This window comes from Pseudoxanthomonas sp. JC1303 (genome assembly GCF_058448525.1).
In genome coordinates this window covers 945,734-964,783 of record NZ_CP185958.1, presented here as the reverse complement: position 1 = coordinate 964,783, position 19,050 = coordinate 945,734, and the positions used below count along the sequence as shown (strand labels likewise).

At 68.8% G+C, this 19,050-nt stretch carries 12 protein-coding genes; 5 read left to right on the top strand and 7 right to left on the bottom strand.

What is annotated here, in order from left to right; all coding sequences use genetic code 11:
- Positions 1–9 precede the first annotated feature (9 nt).
- The 7 genes from ACORQU_RS04315 to ACORQU_RS04285 all read right to left on the bottom strand — a co-directional run bounded on the left by ACORQU_RS04315 (position 10) and on the right by ACORQU_RS04285 (position 8,671).
- Positions 10–1,314, bottom strand: a complete 1,305-nt coding sequence (locus ACORQU_RS04315) for an ABC transporter permease (protein WP_491643638.1) — start codon at positions 1,312–1,314, stop codon at positions 10–12.
- A 16-nt stretch (positions 1,315–1,330) separates the two neighbouring features.
- Positions 1,331–2,578, bottom strand: a complete 1,248-nt coding sequence (locus ACORQU_RS04310) for an ABC transporter permease (RefSeq protein WP_491643637.1) — start codon at positions 2,576–2,578, stop codon at positions 1,331–1,333.
- Positions 2,575–3,879 carry an ABC transporter permease gene (locus ACORQU_RS04305; RefSeq protein ID WP_491643636.1) on the bottom strand — a complete coding sequence of 435 codons (1,305 nt, stop codon included), beginning with the start codon at positions 3,877–3,879 and terminating at the stop codon, positions 2,575–2,577. The genes ACORQU_RS04310 and ACORQU_RS04305 overlap by 4 nt, the downstream gene beginning before the upstream one ends.
- Positions 3,880–3,894: 15 nt before the next feature.
- Positions 3,895–5,112: an ABC transporter permease gene (locus ACORQU_RS04300; protein WP_491643635.1), complete on the bottom strand. Its 1,218-nt coding sequence runs from the start codon at positions 5,110–5,112 to the stop codon at positions 3,895–3,897.
- A gap of 13 nt (positions 5,113–5,125) precedes the next feature.
- Complete coding sequence (locus tag ACORQU_RS04295) at positions 5,126–6,448, bottom strand: ABC transporter permease (protein ID WP_491643634.1); 1,323 nt, start codon at positions 6,446–6,448, stop codon at positions 5,126–5,128.
- A gap of 30 nt (positions 6,449–6,478) precedes the next feature.
- On the bottom strand, positions 6,479–7,195 hold the full coding sequence (locus ACORQU_RS04290) for an ABC transporter ATP-binding protein (protein ID WP_491643633.1): 717 nt from the start codon (positions 7,193–7,195) through the stop codon (positions 6,479–6,481).
- A 186-nt stretch (positions 7,196–7,381) separates the two neighbouring features.
- Entirely contained in the window at positions 7,382–8,671 is a 1,290-nt protein-coding gene (locus ACORQU_RS04285; protein ID WP_491643632.1) for an efflux RND transporter periplasmic adaptor subunit, read from the bottom strand.
- Positions 8,672–9,102: 431 nt separating this feature from the next.
- Between ACORQU_RS04285 and glmS the strand changes: the two genes are divergently transcribed.
- The 5 genes from glmS to ACORQU_RS04260 all read left to right on the top strand — a co-directional run bounded on the left by glmS (position 9,103) and on the right by ACORQU_RS04260 (position 19,046).
- Positions 9,103–10,935 carry a glutamine--fructose-6-phosphate transaminase (isomerizing) gene (glmS, locus tag ACORQU_RS04280; RefSeq protein ID WP_491643631.1) on the top strand — a complete coding sequence of 611 codons (1,833 nt, stop codon included), beginning with the start codon at positions 9,103–9,105 and terminating at the stop codon, positions 10,933–10,935.
- Between the two features lie 12 nt (positions 10,936–10,947).
- Positions 10,948–11,694 (top strand): sulfite exporter TauE/SafE family protein, encoded by a 747-nt coding sequence (locus ACORQU_RS04275; protein WP_491643630.1) that lies wholly within the window; start codon positions 10,948–10,950, stop codon positions 11,692–11,694.
- Positions 11,695–12,079: 385 nt separating this feature from the next.
- The gene (locus tag ACORQU_RS04270) at positions 12,080–13,495 is read left to right on the top strand and encodes a sugar porter family MFS transporter (protein ID WP_271644618.1); all 1,416 of its coding nucleotides are present in this window, start codon (positions 12,080–12,082) and stop codon (positions 13,493–13,495) included.
- Positions 13,496–13,629: 134 nt separating this feature from the next.
- On the top strand, positions 13,630–18,105 hold the full coding sequence (locus ACORQU_RS04265; RefSeq protein ID WP_491643629.1) for a CHASE domain-containing hybrid sensor histidine kinase/response regulator: 4,476 nt from the start codon (positions 13,630–13,632) through the stop codon (positions 18,103–18,105).
- A complete protein-coding gene (locus ACORQU_RS04260; RefSeq protein WP_491643628.1) occupies positions 18,102–19,046 on the top strand; it encodes a diguanylate cyclase domain-containing protein in 945 nt (314 codons plus the stop codon). The genes ACORQU_RS04265 and ACORQU_RS04260 overlap by 4 nt, the downstream gene beginning before the upstream one ends.
- Positions 19,047–19,050: the final 4 nt, after the last annotated feature.

Here is a 19,050-nt window from a genome sequence, read left to right as displayed (position 1 = left end):
GTCCTCCGGTTACTGGGTCTTGAGCTGGACGGCGGGGGTGATCTGCATGGCCCGCCAGGCCGGCAGCAGGCCCGCCAGGACGCTGGCCACCAGCGCCAGGACGAAGGTCAGCAGGAGCATGCTCGCGTCCAGGTGGGCCAGCGCGGCGTACTGGGTGGGGCGATGGCGCACGGCCCACAGGCCCAGTTCGGCCAGGCCCAGGCCCAGCACGCCACCGCTCAGGCCCACGGTTCCCGCCTCGACCAGGCACTGCTTGAAGATCTCCACGCGGCTGGCCCCAAGGGCACGGCGCACGCCGATCTCGCCGCTGCGGCGCAGGAACTTGGCCAGCAGCAGGCCCACCGTGTTGACCAGGCACACCAGCAGGAAGCCCAGTGCGAGCCACAGCTGCAGGCGCACGTCGCCGGGCACGGCCTGGTTGAAATCCAGCCAGTCCATGACATCGCGCAGGCGCACATTGGGCGGGCGCTGGTAGCGGCCGGCATCGTGCTGCTGCTGCGAGTACTGGGTCAGGTAGGTGCGGTAGTCGTCGGCCTGTCCCGCGCTGGCCAGTTGCACCCAGTACTGGATCCAGGCGCAGGACGCCTCGCGCTCGGTGCCGTCCACCGTGGCCTCCTGCCCATAGCAATTCATGCTGCCCGAGCGCGACTGCTTGAGGCCGATGGCGGTCTGGAACGGCTCGAAGACCTGCTCTTCGGTGCCATAGGTGCTCAGGTTGAGGTCGTAGAACAGCGGCTTGGGGCTCCAGTGATCGATCACCCCGACGATGCGGAAGTCATGACCATCCAGGCGAAGGGTGCGACCGGTGCTGTCCGCGCCGCCGAACAGCTTGTCGTTGAGGCGCCTGGCGATCACTACCAGCCGCGCCTGGCCTTCGTCCTCGGCCGCCGACCAGGCGTGCCCATAGAGGAAGGGCACATCGAACATCGCAAAGAAGTCCCGCGTCGTGTAGCGCGCATCCAGCATGAAGGGCTTGAGCGCGCCGCCGGCCGGTTCGATCGTCACGCTGCCGCCGGACATCATCGCCTGGCGCTGCCCGCGCGCCTGCTGCAGTAGCGTCTCCGCATCGTGTCGGTTGAGATCGGCCTGGGGCTCGTCGCCGGGTGTGTAGCCGGCCAGCAGCTCCGGATCGAGCTGCACGTGGAACAGGCGGGTGCTCTTGGCCGGGATCGGGTCGCCCGACAGCACGTGGTACACGGTGAGCATCGTCATCGACGCGCCAATGCCCAGCGCGATGGCCAGCACCATCAGCGCGGTGAGCACCTTGTTGCGGCGGAAGCTGCGCAGGGCCAGTTGGCAGTAGTAGGCGAACATCGGCGTGCTCCGGTAGTCAGGTGCTGCGAGTGGCGACAACAGGGGGGATGGCGGCCGCGCGCAGGGCCGGGCCGAGCACGGCCAGCTGGCCCAGCACCCACATCGCCACCACGGCGATGAGTACCGGGACGGCGCTGAGGCGCTCAAGCTCGAAGCGCTGCATCAGCCACTGGTTCAGGGCGAAGGCCAGCAACGCCCCAGCCACCACGCCGGCGCCCACGATCAGGAAGTTCTCGATCTGGAAGTAACGCAGGATGTCGGTGCGCGTGGCGCCCAGCGCACGACGGATGCCGATCTGCCGGGTGCGCTGCTGTACCCAGAAGCTCGCCAACCCACCCACGCCCAGCGCGGTCACGGTCAACAGGATCACCATGATCCCGGCCAGCATGCGATTGAGCGCGGTGTCGCCGCGAAAGGTGTCCTCGCGCAGCTGGGCCATGGTCTTGACCATCTGCTGCACGTGGCCCGGGTTGGCCTGCTGCAGCGCCTTGGCCGCCAGCGGCAGCACCTGTGCCAGCTGTCCAGGCTGGCTGCGCAGCATGTAGCCCCCGCCCAGGCCTTCGCCGGCCACCTTGAATTCGGTCACGACCGCCATCGCATCGTCGGGATGGCCGGTAATGGCCGCCCGCAGCGGCGCAATGACGCCAACCACGCGCAGGCTGATCGGCGTCCCCCACATGTTGGTGTACAGCACCTTGCCCAGCGCGGATTGCGTGGGGTACAGCTGCTCGGCCAGTGCCTGGGTCAGCAGCGCCGGGAACTGGCGCGTGTCGGCCGAGCCGCCCGACGTATCGCCGAACGTCGACATGAGCCCGGGAAGCTCGGCGTCCTGGAGATCGCGTCCCTGGATGACCCGCGTGCCCAGCGTGCGATTCAGCCCCTGGCTGCCGTTGAGCAGATAAGGGCGTGCCAGGGGCTGCTCGGCATCGGGTGAGGCGAACAGCGCGGCTCGGTCCACACGCCACAGCGGAGGCGCGCCAAACGCCGCGGCCGCCACGCCGGGCACCGACTGCAGCGTGGCCAGGTTGCTGCCGGCCGTGCCGGGGTTGTCCTCGCCGATGACGCCGATGCTCTGGATCACCGCGATGTCGGCCTCGTCCGTGCCGGTGGGCGTGCGGGCGCGCTGCAGGTTGCCGGCCACGATGAACATCAAATTGCACAGCACCGCCAGGGTCAGGGCGATTTCCAGCGCCAACAGCAGCGCGGCGGCGCGGTGGCTGCGCAGCGCGCGCACGATGGGGCGGATCGAATCGATCGGGCTCATAGCGACTTCACCTGGACGGCAGGGGCGATGCGCGCCGCTCTCCACGCTGGCCACACGCCGGCCGCGAGTGCGGCGACCACGGCAGTGAGCAGGGCGAAGCCCAGCATCGGCGCGTCCAGCCCAACCTGCGCGGCATAGGGCACCGGTTGCTGGCGCACCATCCACAGGCCCAGCCAGGCCAGGGGTGCGCCCAGCAGCCCGCCGGCCAGGCCGATCAGCCCGGCCTCGACCAGGCACTGGATGAACACCGCGCGGCGGCTGGCACCCAGCGCGCGACGCACGCCGACTTCGCCGGCCTTGCGGCTGAACTTGGACACCAGCAGCCCGACCGCGTTGACCAGGCACACCAGCAGCACGCCCAATGCGATCCATGCCTGCATACGCACCAGGCTTGGCACCACGCGCTTGTAATCCAGCCACTCCACCAGCCCGCGCAGGCGCACATTGGGTGCGCGCTGGAAGCGGCCCAGCTGATGTTGCTGCGCGCTGTAGTTCTCAAGGCGCTGGCGATAGGCGGCGACCTGGGTCGCATCGTCCAACTGCACCCAGAATTGTGCCCAGGTGCAGTTGGGCGCCTTGGGATCGTGGGTGCCATCGCCGTGGTCCCAGCAGGCCATTGGTCCATAGCCGTAGTCCTGGGGCAGGTCCAGCCAGGTGAAGAACGGCATGTACAGCTTGGCTGGTTCGCTGAAGGCGCCCGAGCCCAGGTCGTAGAAGCGCGGCTGTGGGTTCCAGTCCTCCACCACGCCGACCACGCGGAATACCTTGGTGGCGATCACCACCGTGCGGCCCACGCTGTCGGCCCCGCCGAACAGCGTGTCGTTGAGCGAGCGGGTCAGCACCACCACCAGCGCGCGCTGGTCGTCATCGGTCTGCGACCAACCGGTGCCGTAGACGAAGGGCACGCCGAACATGGCGAACATGTCCGCCGTGGTCGCCCGCGTATCCATCATCGCCAGCGCACTGCCCGGCGCGTCGGCGCGGGTGGGCAGCCAGTTGGTGCTGGTCAGCACGCGACGGGTGGCGCCGGGCAACGCGTAGAGATTGACCGCGTCCTGCCAGGTCAGATCGTCCGGTGGCTCGGGATCGGCCCCGGGCAACCGCGCCGGGCGCGGATCGACCTGCGGATGGAACAGCACCGCGCTGCGTGTGGGCAGCGGATTGCCAGACAGGTTATGCAGGACGGTAAGCATGGTCATGGACGCGCCAATGCCCAGCGCAATGGCCAGCACCATCAGCGCGGTGAGCACTCTGTGCCGGCGGAAGCTGCGCAGGGCCAGTTGCAGGTAGTAGGCGAACATGCGGCAGTCCTTTGCTCAGGTGCTGCGAGTGGCGACAACAGGGGGGATGGCGGCCGCGCGCAGGGCCGGGCCGAGGACGGCCAGCTGGCCGACGAACCACAGCAGCAGCGCACCGATGGGCAGGTAGGACACGGGCAGGCGCGCTAGCTCGAAGTAGCGCATCAGCAACTGGTTGCCGCCGTAGGCCAGCAGCATGCCCAGGACGATGCCGCCGCTGGCCAGCAGGAAGTTCTCGGTCTGGAAGTAACGCAGGATGTCCGTGCGCGTGGCGCCCAAGGCGCGACGGATGCCGATCTGCTTGGTGCGCTGGGCCACCCAGAAGCTGGCCAGGCCGACGATGCCCAGCGCGGTGACCAGCAGCATCGCGGCGATGACGGCGACCAGCAGGCCGGCCATGGCGCGGTCGGGCCGGAAATAGGTTTCGCGCAGCTCGGCCAAGGTGCGGCTGCGATCCTGGTCCAGGACGGCCTCTGGGACGGCGCGCGCGACAGCCGCTCTGGCCGCCTGCGCGATGGCGGGCAGGTCCAGCGGATCGGCGCGCACCACGTAGGCCCCGGACTGGGCGCTATCGCGGACTGGCACGATCACCGACCATTCCGCTCCCGTGAGCCCGTCCTCGCTGCGACCAGGATCGGGACGGGTGAACTTGGCGATGACGCCGATAACGCGGAAGTGCCTGTCGCCGGACCAGAACTCCTTGCCCAACGGATTTTGGTCAGGCCACAAATGGTGAGCCAATGCTTGGGTGATCCAGACGTTGGCATCGTCGGGGACGAAAAATTCGTAGTCCTGGAAGTCGGTTGAAACGAAGTCGCGCCCCAGGCTTGGCCGCAGGCCAAGGGCCTGGCTGGCACCGGGGCCGAGCGTGTAGAAATGTGGAACGCCCCCGAAATGCCGGCCTTCGCGATCGAGCGTGATGCCGCCGTTCGCTGCCGGATCACTGAACGGCACGGTGTTGAGCTGACCCGCTGCCTCCACGCCCGGCAAGGCCCGGAGCGCGTCCAGCGCGCGATGATTGACGTCGGCGTTGTTGCAGCCATCGCAACCGTTGAGCGCGATCAAGGCCAGCCTGCGCTCGTCGATGCCGCTGTCGATTCCGATGAGGTCCAGGCGTCCGGAAATCAGGAAAAGGGCGTTGCAGAGCACCGCACACGCCAGCGCGATTTCGAGGACGATCAGGGTGGCGGCGATGCGATGGCGATTGAGCGCGGAGAAGATGGGCTGGATATCCATGGCCTGTCGTCTCTCAGAGCGTCTTGAGCTGGAGCGCGGGGGCGATGCGGCTGGCCCGCGAAGCGGGGAACAGGCCCGCGATCAGACTGGTGACGAGCGCCAGGGCGAAGGTCAGTGCGAACATCGGCAGATCCAGATGCACCAGATCGGCATAGGCGACCGGTTGACGCCGCACGGCCCAGAGGCCCGCCAGCGTCAACACGAAGCCCAGCGCCCCGCCGACAAGCCCGATCAGACCGGCCTCGGTCAGGCATTGCGCGAAGATCGCGCGCCGCGACGCGCCAAGGGCGCGGCGCACGCCGATCTCGCCGCCGCGCCGCAGGAACTTGGCCAGCAGCAGGCCGATGGTGTTGAACAGACAGATCGCGAGGAAGGTCAGTGCGAGCCAGCTTTGCAGGCGCACGTCCGAAGGCACGGCATGGTTGAAGTCCAGCCACTGCATGAGGCTGCGCAGGCGGACGTTGTCTGCCAGGCTGATGCGCCCGATGGCCTTCTGCTGCACGGCGTAATCAGCCAGGAACTGCCGGTAGGCGGTGACCTTGGCGGGCGTGTCCAACTGGACCCAGAGTTGCAGCGCCACGCAGGGGGCGTTCTGCAGGTGCCCCGGCGTCGGTGGAGTGCCCCAGCAGAAGAAATAGTTGAAGTGCCCGTCGTTGATCTCCAGGCCGGTGGCGAACGGCACGAACACGTCCTGCGGCTTGACGTAGTAGCCCGCGGTGTCGCCCTGTGCGAAGCGGCCGCCGGCCACCGTGTAGTACTGCGGCGAGGGCCGCCAGGGCTTGAGCACGCCGATGATGCGCACGTCGGCCCCTCGGACATGCACGATCTGACCCACGCTGTTGCGTCCGCCGAACAGCTTGTCGTTGAGGCTGGCGGAGATCACCGCCACCCGCGCGTGCCGGTCGTCGTCGTCCGCGCTCCAGGCATCGCCATAGGCGAAGGGGACATCGAACATCGGGAAGAAATCACGATGCACCGACAGCATGGAGGTCATCAGTGCCGGTGCCGAGGACGTGGGGACACGCAGCTTGATGGGGCTGTCGATCACCAGGGTCTGCCGGTCGGCTCGCTTGGCCCGCCACAGATCCATGGCCGAGGTGTAGTCGAGCTTGTCCGGGGGCTCGGAACGCGGCTTGTCGTCCTGCACGGCATCCACCTGCGGATAGAAGATGTGCTGGCTGCGCCCCGGCAGCGGATCGCCCGAAAGCAGGTGCATCACCGTCAGCGTGGTCATCGCCGCGCCGATGCCGACCGCAATGGACAGCACCATCAACCCGGTCAGCACCGGGTTGCGGCGCAGGCTGCGCAGGGCCAGTTGCAGGTAGTAGGCGAACATGGGCGCAGACGCCTCCTTGCCGGGGGGCGGTCAGGCCTGGGCCGAGGTGCGTTCGGTGGCGGACATCAGCCCGGCTTCGCGCACCAGGTCGGTGGCCTGGCCATCGACGATGTGCACGTTGCGCTGGGCGCGGGCGGCCAGCTCCGGGTCGTGGGTGACCATGACGATGGTGCTGCCGGCGGCGTTGATCTCTTCTAGCAGTTCCATCACGCCGCGAGCCATCTGCGAGTCCAGGTTGCCGGTCGGTTCGTCGGCCAGCAGCAGGCGCGGGCTGCCGGCCAGGGCGCGGGCGATGGCGGCGCGCTGCTGCTGACCGCCGGAGAGTTCGGCCGGGTAGTGCTTCATGCGCGAGCCCAGGCCCACGCGCTCCAGCGACTCGGTGATGCGCTGCTTGCGCTCGGCCGCGGCCATGCCGCGATAGCGCAGCGGCACGTCGACGTTGTCGAACAGGTTGAGGTCGGGAATCAGGTTGAAGCTCTGGAAGATGAAGCCGATCTTCTGGTTGCGCAGCTTGCTGCGCGCGTTGTCCGACAGGTTGGACACATCCTCGCCATCGAGCTTGTAGGTGCCGGAGGTGAAGGTTTCCAGCAGGCCCGCGATGTTGAGGAAGGTCGTCTTGCCCGAACCGGACGGACCGGTGACGGCGACGAATTCGCCTTCCTTCACGTGCAAGTCGAGTGAGCGCAGGGCGTGGGTCTGCACCTGCTCGGTGCGGAAGACCTTGGAGACGGTGTGCATGTCGAGCATGGTGGATTCCTTCTTTGGAATTGAACGGATGGAACGAAAGCGGTGATGCGTGACCTGTAGAGCGGAGCTTGCTCCGCTGTGGCTTTGGCGGGAGAGCTCCAGCGGAGCAAGCTCCGCTCTACAGGGGGGATCGGGAAAGCTCCAGCGGAGCAAGCTCCGCTCTACAGGGTTGGTTGGGTGGCTGGATCAGTGGATGGTCACGCGCTCGGCGTCGCCGAACTGGTCGGCGCCGGAGACGACCACGCGGTCGCCTTCCTTCAGGCCGGAAAGCACTTCGGTTTCCGACAGGCTCGACACGCCCAACTGCACCGGCTGGCGCACCGCGCTGGAGCCGTCCATGACGTAGGCGTAGCGCCCGCCGGACTGCTCGACGAACGGACCGCGCTCGACCTTGAGTACGTTCTTGCGGGTATCGAGCAGGATGCGTGCGCTCATGCGCTGGCTCTGGCGCAGGCCCGGCGGCTGCTTGCCATCGAAGCGCACGCGCGCGGTGACCTCGCCGGACACGACCTCGGGCGAAACTGCCGAGATCTTGCCCGGATAGGGTTGGCCGCTGCCGGTGGTCAGCTGCGCGGGCACGCCGATGGCCAGGTCGCGGGCGAAGCTCTCCGGCACCTTGATCTCGACCTCGAACTCGCTCAGGTCCACCACGCTCAGGATCGGCGCGTTGATCGCCACGTTGGTGCCCTGGGCGATCTGCACCTGGCCGACCTGGCCATCGAAGGGCGCGCGCATGGTTAGTGCGTCGACCTGGCGCTGCAGCTCTTCAACCACCGCATGCTGGCGCTGGGCCAGCAGCTGCTTGTTGCGTGCTTCCAGCTGCGCGGCCTGCTGCTTGAGCGCGGCATCCTGCTGGGCGTGGCCCAACTCGATCTCGGCTTTCTTCAGCGTGTCCTGTGCCTTGGCCAGGTCGACCTGCGGCAGGGCCCCGGCATCGAAGGCGCGCTGGTAGCGTTCCACGTCACGCGCGGCGGCCTGGCGGTCGATCTTGCCCTGGTCCACCAGCTTGCCGGCGTCCGAGCGCGCCTGGGAGACATCCAGCGTGGCGCGGCTGGCTTCGGCCTGCATGCCGGCCAGGGTGGATTCCTCCTGGGCCAGCTTGCTGCGCAGCTCGGGCGAGTCGATCACCGCCAGCGGCTGGTCCTGCTTGACCACATCGCCGGCCACCACCTTGAGCGTGACCGTGCCGCCGGCGATGGCATAGAGGGTAGGGCTGTTGGCGGTGATGACGCGGCCGTCGGCGGCGAGGTCGCGGACCAGGTCGCCCCGGGTGACGGTGGCGATACGCACGCGGCTGGCATCGAACGAGCGTCCACCGGACATCCAGCCGCTGACCACCCAGCCCAGCGCCACCAGCACGGCCAGCGCGGCGCCGCCGATCAGACCCCAGCGCTTCCAGTGGGCGCCGCGCCCGGTCTCGACCACGATGTCCTGGGCGGCGGTGTCACGGATGCGGAAGGGGGAGTCGTTCTGCATATCGGGGGGCTGCGTGGCGGAGTTCAACGAGAGCTGAAGCAGATCGCGTGCCAATCGCAAGTGATTGAAAAACAACGATGTCCGTCTGCGGACACTGTCCGCCCGGACAGTTCCGGCGTCCGCCCGGACAGCCCGGCGGCCGCCCGCTCCTGTAGAGCGGAGCTCGCTCCGCTGCCTTGCGGTCCGGTCGCCAGGAAAGCCCCCGCAGCCGTAGAGCGGAGCTTGCTCCGCTGCCTTTCGGTCAGAAGCTCCAGCGGAGCGAGCTCCGCTCTACAGGGGCATTACGGGAAAGCCCCAGCGGAGCGGGCTCCGCTCTACAGGGGCGTTGCGGGAAAAAGCTCCAGCGGAGCGAGCTCCGCTCTACGGGGACCCACACCGAGGGCCCGGCTACACTTACGCGGTTTTCCCTGTTCGTTCGAAGGAAGTGCTCCATGTGCGGCATCGTTGGCGCGATCGCGGATCGCGATGTGGTCCCTGTCCTGATCGAGGGCCTCAAGCGCCTGGAGTACCGCGGCTACGATTCGGCGGGGATCGCCGTGGTCGCCGGCGATGACGTGCGCCGCGTGCGCCGCACCGGCCGGGTGGCCGAGATGGAGGCCGCCGCGCAGGCCGAGCACTTCAGCGCCACCCTGGGCATCGGCCACACCCGCTGGGCCACCCACGGCGGGGTGACCGAGGCCAACGCCCACCCGCACATCAGCCACGGCGCGCTGGCGCTGGTCCACAACGGCATCATCGAAAACCACGAGGCCCAGCGCGAGCAGCTGGCCGCGCTGGGCTACAGCTTCGAGTCGCAGACCGATACCGAGGTCATCGCCCACCTGATCCACCATCACCAGCGCCAGGGCCTGGATCTGCTGGGCGCGCTGCAGGCCGCGGTGAAGGAACTCACTGGCGCCTACGCGCTGGCGGTTGTGTCCAAGGACGAGCCCGGGCGCCTGGTCGCCGCGCGCATGGGCTGCCCCTTGCTGGTCGGGCTGGGCGAGGGCGAGAACTTCGTCGCCTCCGACGTGTCGGCCATCATCCAGGCCACGCGCCGGGTGATCTTCCTGGAGGAAGGCGACACGGTCGATGTCAGCCGTGAATCGGTCGCCGTGTTCGATGCCGGCGATGCACGCATCGAGCGCGAGGTGCATGTCTCGGACGTGTCGCTGGCCTCGCTGGAGCTGGGCCCGTATCGCCACTTCATGCAGAAGGAAATCCACGAGCAGCCGCGCGCCATCGCCGACACCATCGAGGCGGCCGTGGATGCCAATGGCTTCCCGGCCACACTGTTCGGACAGCATGCCGACACCGTGCTGCGCGACATCGAAGGCGTGCAGATCCTGGCCTGTGGCACCAGCTATTACGCCGGCATGACCGCGCGTTACTGGATCGAGGCCATCGCCGGGCTGCCGTGCAACGTGGAGATCGCCAGCGAGTACCGCTATCGCGCCGCCTACGCCAACCCGAAGCACCTGGTGGTCACCATCTCCCAGTCCGGCGAAACCCTGGACACGATGGAGGCGCTGAAATACGCCAAATCGCTGGGCCACCTGCATACGCTGTCGATCTGCAACGTGCCCGAGAGCGCCATCCCGCGCGCCAGCGAGCTGGTCTGCTACACCCGCGCCGGGGCCGAGATCGGCGTGGCCTCGACCAAGGCCTTCACCACCCAGCTGGCGGCGCTGTTCCAACTGGCCGTGGTGCTGGGCAAGCTGCACGGCAAGGTCGATGACGCGGCCGAGGCCCAGTACCTGGACGAGCTGCGCCACCTGCCCGGCAGCGTGCAGCACGCGCTCAACCTGGAGCCGCAGATCGCCGCCTGGGCCGAACGCTTCGCGCCCAAGGAAAACGCGCTGTTCCTCGGTCGCGGCCTGAGCTATCCCATCGCGCTGGAAGGCGCGCTCAAGCTCAAGGAAATCTCCTACATCCATGCCGAGGCCTATCCGGCGGGCGAGCTGAAGCACGGTCCGCTGGCGCTGGTGGACGACACCATCCCGGTCGTGTTCATCGCGCCCAACGACCGCCTGCTGGAGAAGGTCAAGTCCAACATGCAGGAAGTCCGTGCGCGCGGCGGCGAGTTGTTCGTGTTCGCCGACCAGGACAGCCACTTCAGCGAGTCGGCGGGCGTGCACGTGATCCGCACGCCGCGGCATACCGGCGTGCTGTCGCCGGTGGTGCATACCATCCCGGTGCAGCTGCTGGCGTATCACACCGCGCTGGCGCGCGGTACCGACGTGGACAAGCCACGCAACCTGGCCAAGGCGGTGACGGTCGAGTAGGCGTCGCAGCGCGTGCCGCATGATCCACTGACCCTGCTGTTGGTGTGCGCCGTCCTGGTGCTGGCGGGCTGGGTGAAAGGCGTCGCCGGCATGGGCCTGCCAGCGGTGGGCATGGCCGCGCTGGGATTGATGATGTCGCCCGTGCAGGCCGCCACGCTGATGGTCGTCCCGCTGGTATTGACCAATGTCTGGCAGGCGTTCTCTGGCCCGGCGCTGGGCGCGCTGGTGCGCCGGTTGGGCTGGATGCTGGTCGGGATCGTGGCCGGCACCTGCGCCGGGATCGGCCTGCTGACCGCGCGTGGCTCGCCCTGGCCGGGTTTTGCGCTGGGCCTGGCGCTTGCCGCCTATGGCGTGGTCGGCCTGTGGTTGCCGCCGTTGTCGCTGCCGCAGCGCGCAGCGCGCTGGGCCGCGCCGGTGGTGGGGGCGTGCACCGGGGTGCTGTGCGGCGCGACCGGGGTCTTCAGCGTGCCGCTGGTGCCTTATCTGACGGCGCTGGGGCTGGGTCGCGACGCCCTGATCCAGGCCATGGGCCTGTCCTTCCTGGTGTGCAGCGCCACGCTCGGGGCCGCGCTGGCGGTCCGTGGGCATTACCCGGGTGGCGTGGCCTGGCAGTCGTGCCTGGCGGTGCTGCCCGCCCTGGCGGGCGTGGCCCTGGGCCAGCGCACCCGCCAGCGCATGGATCCGGCGCGATTCCGCTTCTGGTTCTTCGTGTCGCTGGTCCTGGTCGGCGGCTTCATGGCGGTGCGCGCGCTCGTGTAGCGCGGAGCCCGCTCTGCTGCCCGTTCCCGTCCGTCTGTGCAGAAAGCCCGGCGAACCCCGGTCCGCTCGACGGTGAAGCGTGGGCTGCCGTGGCGCGTGCAGGTCTCAGGTGTGCGTAGGGCGAGCTCGCTCCGCCGGGGTCTTCTCCAAGCGCCGATCGCAACGGCGCTGATCGGCGCCGCGCACACCACTTTCAGTCCATTGTGCGGCGCCGCAGCGTTCCTTCTTCGCGCGGCCTGTCTATGATCGCCGCCGGTCGCCGCCGTGGATCTGGGAGGGGCACGGCAGGCGACGTTTCTTTAGGGCCGTCCATGGTCCGTTGTCCGGCGTCGCGAGCGTCCGGCGCGGGCGCGTGCGACGCGCTGACCCATTCCCGAGGAGTGTCATGAACGACGCCGCATCGCGCCAAGAAGAAAACACCGGCTTCATCATCCTGATCAGCTGCGTGGCCACGCTGGGCGGATTCCTGTTCGGGTTCGACAGCGGGGTGATCAACGGCACCGTCGACGGCCTGCGTGCGGCCTTCAACTCCGACAGCATGGGCACGGGTTTCAACGTGGCCTCGATGCTGCTGGGCTGTGCGGTGGGTGCGTTCTTCGCTGGACGCCTGGCCGATCATTACGGCCGGCGGGTGGTACTGATCGTGGCGGCGGTGTGCTTCATCATCTCGGCCTGGGGCTCGGGCGTGGCCACCGGCTCGCTGGAGTTCGTGATCTATCGCATCATCGGCGGCCTGGCGGTCGGTGCGGCCAGCGTGATGTCGCCGGCCTATATCAGCGAGGTGGCCTCGGCGCGCTATCGCGGGCGGCTGGCCACGGTGCAGCAGATCGCCATCATCAGCGGGCTGTTCGCCGCCTTCCTCAGCAACTACCTGCTGGCGCGCGTGGCCGGGGCGTCCACCCAGCCGTTGTGGAATGGCTTCGAGGCCTGGCGCTGGATGTTCTGGGTGGAGATCCTGCCGGCGGGCCTGTTTTTGGTCGCGCTGCTGTTCATTCCGGAAAGCCCGCGCTATCTGGTGGTCAAGGGTCAGCTGCAGCGCGCCCAGGCGGTGCTTGCCCGGCTCTATGGCGCGCGCCAAGCCGAGGCCAAGGTGCGTGAGATCGATGCCAGCCGCGCCGGCGAGGCGCATCGCCCGCGCTTGTCGGACCTGATCAGCAAGACCACCGGCAAGGTGCGACCGATCGTGTGGATCGGCATCGGCCTGGCGGTGTTCCAGCAGCTGGTCGGCATCAACGTGGTGTTCTACTACGGTGCGGTGCTGTGGCAGGCGGTGGGCTTTTCCGAGAACGACGCGCTGCTGATCAACGTGCTCTCCGGTGCGCTGAGCATCGGCGCCTGCCTGGTCACGGTGGTGTTGATCGATCGGGTCGGGCGCAAGCCGCTGCTGTGGATTGGCTCGGCCGGCATGGCGCTGACCCTGGCGGCGGTGGCCTTCGCTTTCGCAAGCGGGCATCTGGACGCCAACGGTCGCCTGCAGCTGTCCGATGGCATGGGGGTGTTCGCGCTGGTGGCCGCCAACGCCTACGTGGTGTTCTTCAACGCCTCGTGGGGACCGGTGATGTGGGTGATGCTGGGCGAGATGTTCCCCAACCAGATCCGTGGCTCGGGCCTGGCGGTGGCCGGCCTGTTCCAGTGGGCGGCCAACTTCGCGGTGACCATGACCTTCCCGATCATGCTGGCCGGGGTCGGCCTGGCGGCCGCCTATGGCTGTTACGCCGCCGCGGCGCTGGTGTCGGTGTTCTTCGTGCTGCGCTACGTGCACGAGACCAACGGGCGCGAGCTGGAGCAGATGGAGGGCTGAGCCGGCGCGCCCGTGGACCGGCGTCACGCTTTGGATGACGCTTTTGCGAACAGCCCGGTTCAGGGATTGGCGCTCACTCGCGCCTGACTATACTCGGCCGCGTCCGGCGTGCGCCAAGGGTAACGATGCGAGTGTTGAAGCTGCCTGTGGCAGGCGGCGTGCTGGTTCTCGTGGTGGGCATGCTCCTCAGCGCGATACTCGCCAGCCGTCAGCATCGATTCAACCGGGAGCAGGTCAGCACCCGCCTGGACGCGCTGGCCGACAGCGCCGCCACCGACCTCAAGGCTCGGTTTGGCCTGTATGAGTACGGCTTGCGCGGTGCCCGCGGGGCGGTCATCAGCGCCGGCGACCATCAGGAAACCCGGGCGGGATTTCTGCGCTACGCGCAATCGCGCGAAATCGACCGCGAGTTCCCCGGCGCACGCGGCTTCGGCTACATCGCGCGGGTGCCGCAGGGGAGCGAGGACGCCTTCGTGGCGGCTGCGCGGGCCGATGGCGCGCCGGAGTTCGGCATCCGTCATCTCTCCCGCTATGAAGGCGAGCGTTTCGTCGTCAAATACATCGAACCCGCGCGCCGCAACCAGGCGGCGATCGGGCTGGACATCGGTTCGGAGAAGAACCGTCGGCAGGCCGCGCTGGCCGCCGCCGCCAGCGGCCGGCCGACCCTGACCGGGCCGATCACCCTGGTCCAGGCAACCGGCCAGCAGAACCGCTCGATGTTGTTGCTGCTGCCGGTCTACGCGGGCGATGCGCCGCCGGGCGCGACCGGGATGGAGCACACCCTGGGCTGGGTCTTCGCGCCGCTGGTGACCGACGAGATCCTGGCCAACTTCGAGCAGGCCCATTCGGCCTATGGCTTCAGCCTGCAGGACGTCACCGATCCGGAGCACGTGCAGGACATCTTCCAGTCCACCCAGGCCGACGGGCCGGGGAGCGGGCTGCACCGCACCCGGCAGACGAAGATCTTCGGCCGCGTCTGGCAGGTGGACCTGAAGGCCAGCCCGGCCTTCGAGGAGAGCCTGGGTCTTGTAAGTCCAGGCCAGGTCGGCGCGACCGGCGCCTTGTTCTCGATGCTGCTGGCGCTGGCGGTGTACCTGCTGATGTCGCTGAGCGCGCGCAAGCGCCGCAGCCAGCAACAGCAGGCACGCACGGCGGCCATCGTGGACAGCGTGCAGGACGCGATCATCGCCACCACCCTGGGCGGGCGGGTGATCGAATGGAACCGCGCGGCCGAACGCATGTTCGGCTACCCGGCGCAGGAGGCGATGGGCGCGGTCCTGGCCGATCTGATCGTGCCGCCGGCCGTGGCGGGCCAGGATGCGGCGATCCTGCGCAGCGTCGCGGCGGGGCAGCAGGTCGAGCCGCAGGAGACCCAGCGCCGCCATCGTGATGGCACCGTGCTGGATGTGGAGGTGACCGCCGCGCCCATCCGTGACGATCGCGGGCGGGTCGAGGGCGTCGCCACCACGCTGCGCGATGTGGCCGAGCGGGTGCGTTCTCGGCGCGAGGTGCTGCGGCTCAACGCTGGCCTGGAGCGGCAGGTCGCCGAGCGCACCCGCGCGCTACAGGAAACTTCGGCGCTGCAGCAGGCGACGCTGTTCAATGCGGGCTTTGCCATCATCGCCACCGATCCCCAGGACCGGGTGACCCTGTTCAACCCGGCCGCGGCGCGGATGCTGGGCATCGCCGCGGCATCGGTGGTGGACCAGCGCAACTCGGCCAGTTTCCTGGTCAGCGACGGCCAGGAGGCCGGCTTTGGCGCGCTGCTGGCCGCGGTGCCGGGCCCGGTGCAGGTCATGGTGCGCGAGTGCGATTACCTGGCTGCCGACGGTGAGCGCATCCCGGTGCTGCTGACCATCACCGAGCTGCGCACCGACGACGGACGTGGCCTGGGCTACCTGGGCATCGCCGCGGATCTGCGCGAGCTGCGTCGCAGCCAGCAGGCCCTGCAGATCAACGAGACCAAGCTGCGCGGGCTGTTCGAACTGTCCCCCCTGGGCATCGTGCTGACCGACCAGGACGGTTGCTTCGTGGAGTTCAACGAGGCCTTCTGCACGATCACCGGGTATACGCAAGACGAGCTGACCGGCATGGACTATCGCCAGCTCACCCGTCCCGAAGGCGCCGAGCTGCAGCGCGAGGCCAGCGTGCGCGAGCAGCTCCAGCGCGTGGGGCGCTATGGGCCGTTCGAGACGACCTATCTGCGCAAGGACGGACGCCCGGTGCCGGTGCGGCTCAATGGGGTGGCCATGCACATGGAGGGGCGCGTGTTCGCCTGGTCGATCCTGGAGGACATCTCCAGCCAGCGCGAGGTGGAGACCGCGCTGCGTGAAGCGGCCAAGGCGGCCGAGGCGGCCAGCCGCGCCAAGGGGGAGTTTCTGGCCAACATGAGCCATGAGATCCGCACCCCGATGAACTCGGTGCTGGGCATGCTGCAGCTGATCCAGCGCACCGACCTGGATGCTCGCCAGCGCGACTACCTGAGCAAGGCCGAAACGGGTGCGCGCGCGCTGCTGGCGATCATCAATGACATCCTGGACTTCTCCAAGATCGAATCCGGCCACCAGGAGCTGGAGCTGCACGAGTTCGCCATCGAGGGCCTGTTCAACGACCTGGCCGCCGCGGTGGCCGGGACGGTGGGCGACAAGGATGTGGACCTGGTGTTCGACGTGGACGAGCGCATCCCGCGTGGCCTGCTCGGCGACTCGGTGCGTTTGCAGCAGGTGCTGGTCAACCTGGCGGGCAACGCGGTCAAGTTCACCCAGTCCGGCGAGGTCCTGGTGCGCGCGGTAGCGGTGGAGACCGGCCTGGACGCCACGACGGTGCGCTTTGAAGTGCGCGATACCGGGATCGGCATTGCCCCGGCGCAGTTGGACAAGATCTTCGAGGGGTTCACCCAGGCCGAGGCTTCGACCAATCGCCGCTTCGGTGGCACCGGCCTGGGCCTGGCGATCAGCCGGCGCCTGGTGGCGATGATGGGCGGCCAGTTGGACGTGGAGAGCGAGCTGGGCCGGGGCAGCTGTTTCCGCTTCCAGATCGAGCTGCAGTCCGCATCGGGCGGGGCGCCTGCCATCCGCCGCCTGCCCGAGGCGCTGGCGCACATCAAGGCCCTGGTGGTGGACGACAACGCCGCGGTGCGCGAGGCGGTCTGCGGCATGACCCGCACGCTGGGCTGGGAGGTCCAGGCCGCGGCCAGCGGCGAGCAAGCGCTGGTGCTGGTCGAGCAGGCGCTGGCGGCCGGGAGGCCGTTCGAGGCGATCTTCCTGGATTGGCGCATGCCGGGCCTGGATGGTTGGCAGACGGGGCAGCGGATCCGGGCGTTGATGGGGGACGCGCCCGCGTCCGCGCCGCTGATCGTCATGGTGACCGCGCACGGCCGCGAGGCCCTGGCCGCGCGTACGGCCCAGGACGAGGGCACGATGGATGGGTTCGTGGTCAAGCCGGTGACCACCTCGCTGCTGGTCGACGCCCTGGCCGACACCCATGCCGCGCGCGTGCATGGCCGGCAGGACGGTGCCGCGACGCTGTCCACGCACGGCTTGCGCCTGGCCGGGCTGCGCCTGCTGGTGGTCGAGGACAACCTGGCCAATCAACAGGTCGCCCGTGCCCTGCTGGAGGCCGAGGGCGCCGCGGTGCACATGGCCGGGGGAGGTCTGCAGGCGCTGGAGGCGCTGCGCGCCGACCCGGAGGCGTTCGACCTGGTCATCACCGATATCCAGATGCCCGACCTGGATGGCTACGAGACCGCCCGTCGCATCCGGGGCGAACTGGGACTGCAGGCCTTGCCGATCATCGCCATGACCGCCAACGTCCTGGCCTCGGCCCGCGAAGCCTGCATGGCCGCCGGAATGAACGGGTATGTGAGCAAGCCGTTCGAACTGGACGTCCTGGTCGCCACGATCCGCGCGCAGGTCGGGGGTGGTGCCCACGGTGACGTACAGGCCGTCGCCGGGCCGCCGCCGATCTTCGAGTCCGTGTCTGCCGCCTCCAACGAGGCCGGCCAGGCGCAGGACGCCCCGGCGCTGGACTGGCAGCGGGCGCTGGCGCGCTTCGGCGGCGACCGGCAGGCGTTCTACTCCACGCTCGATGGGCTGGAAGGCAACCTGCAGCTGGTGCTGGCCGACCTGGAGATCGCCCTGCAGGCCAACGACCGCGACGCGGCCGCGCTGCAGCTGCACACGCTCAAGGGCGTGACCGCCACCTTTGGCGCCATGCGGTTGTCGCAGATGGCGCGCGCCATGGAAATGGAGGTCGCCCTGGACGGCGAGGACTGGCGCAGGCACGTGGACCTGCAGGCGCTGCGGGACCAGACCCTGCCGATGCTGGCCCAGGCCCAGGTCGCGCTGGCCGAGCTGGCGCCGGCCAGCCGCGGTGCGCCCGAGGCGGTGGCGGCGGCGCTGGACGTGCCCGCCCTGGAGGCCCTGCTGCGTGAGTTGCGACAATCGCGGCTGGACGCCTTGAGCGATTTCGCGAAAATCGGCCCCAGTCTGCGGCGGCACGACCCCGAGCAGCACGCGCGCATCGACCAGGCGTTGTCGCGCATGGAATTCCAGGAGGCCGCCGAGGCCGTGACCGAACTGCTCGAGAAACTCAAGAGACGTGCGACGTGATCGATGAAACCCAGCCCGGCCCGCGCGCGGCCACCCTGCAGCCACTGCCGGCGCGGATCCTGATCGTCGACGACCAGGCGCTCAACATCCATGCCATGCACCGGATGCTGTCCGGTGCGCGGCACGAGCTGTTCATGGCCACCAGTGGCGAACAGGCCCTGGCGCTGTGCCGTGACAACCCGCCGGACCTGGTCCTGTTGGACGCGATGATGCCGGGCATGGGCGGGATGGAAGTTTGCCGCCGGCTGGCCGCCGACCCGGCCACGGCCGATATCCCGGTGATCTTCGTCACTGCGCTCAGTGCACTGGATGACGAGGCCAAGTGCTGGGACGCCGGGTGCGTGGATTTCATCACCAAGCCCTTTCATGCCCAGACCCTGCTCAACCGCGTGCGCGTGCATCTGCTGTTCAAGCAGCAGGCCGACCAGCTGCGCGAGCTGGCCTGGCTCGATGGGCTCACCGGGCTGTGCAACCGCAAGCGTTTCGATGAGCGGCTGGGCGAGGAACTGCGGCGTTGCCAGCGCTCGGGCCAGCCGCTGTCGGTGGTGATGATCGACATCGACCACTTCAAGCACTTCAACGACACCTATGGGCACCTGGCCGGCGATGAATGCCTGCGCGAGATCGCCGCGGTGATCGGGCAGACCCTGCGCCGCTCGCACGATCTGGCCGCGCGCTACGGGGGTGAGGAGTTCGTCTTCCTGCTGCCCGATACCGGATTCATCGGCGCCGAGCAGATGGCCCAGCAGGTGGTCCAGCGGGTCCGCGCGCTGCAGCACCGCCACGAGGGCGTGGACACCGGCATCGTCACCCTGAGCGCCGGTTTTGCCGAATGGATTCCAGAGGCGGCGCAATCGCCTCGGGCCTTGCTGGAGCGTGCCGATCGCGCGCTGTACCGGGCCAAGGCCGACGGGCGCGACCGTGCGGTCGCCGCGTCCTAGCCAC

Bases quoted from the DNA above. Each gene is read 5' to 3' on its own strand.
- ACORQU_RS04315 (WP_491643638.1), bottom strand. From the start codon at position 1,314: ATGTTCGCCTACTACTGCCAACTGGCCCTGCGCAGCTTCCGCCGCAAC.
- ACORQU_RS04310 (WP_491643637.1), bottom strand. From the start codon at position 2,578: ATGAGCCCGATCGATTCGATCCGCCCCATCGTGCGCGCGCTGCGCAGC.
- ACORQU_RS04305 (WP_491643636.1), bottom strand. From the start codon at position 3,879: ATGTTCGCCTACTACCTGCAACTGGCCCTGCGCAGCTTCCGCCGGCAC.
- ACORQU_RS04300 (WP_491643635.1), bottom strand. From the start codon at position 5,112: ATGGATATCCAGCCCATCTTCTCCGCGCTCAATCGCCATCGCATCGCC.
- ACORQU_RS04295 (WP_491643634.1), bottom strand. From the start codon at position 6,448: ATGTTCGCCTACTACCTGCAACTGGCCCTGCGCAGCCTGCGCCGCAAC.
- ACORQU_RS04290 (WP_491643633.1), bottom strand. From the start codon at position 7,195: ATGCTCGACATGCACACCGTCTCCAAGGTCTTCCGCACCGAGCAGGTG.
- ACORQU_RS04285 (WP_491643632.1), bottom strand. From the start codon at position 8,671: ATGCAGAACGACTCCCCCTTCCGCATCCGTGACACCGCCGCCCAGGAC.
- glmS (WP_491643631.1), top strand. From the start codon at position 9,103: ATGTGCGGCATCGTTGGCGCGATCGCGGATCGCGATGTGGTCCCTGTC.
- ACORQU_RS04270 (WP_271644618.1), top strand. From the start codon at position 12,080: ATGAACGACGCCGCATCGCGCCAAGAAGAAAACACCGGCTTCATCATC.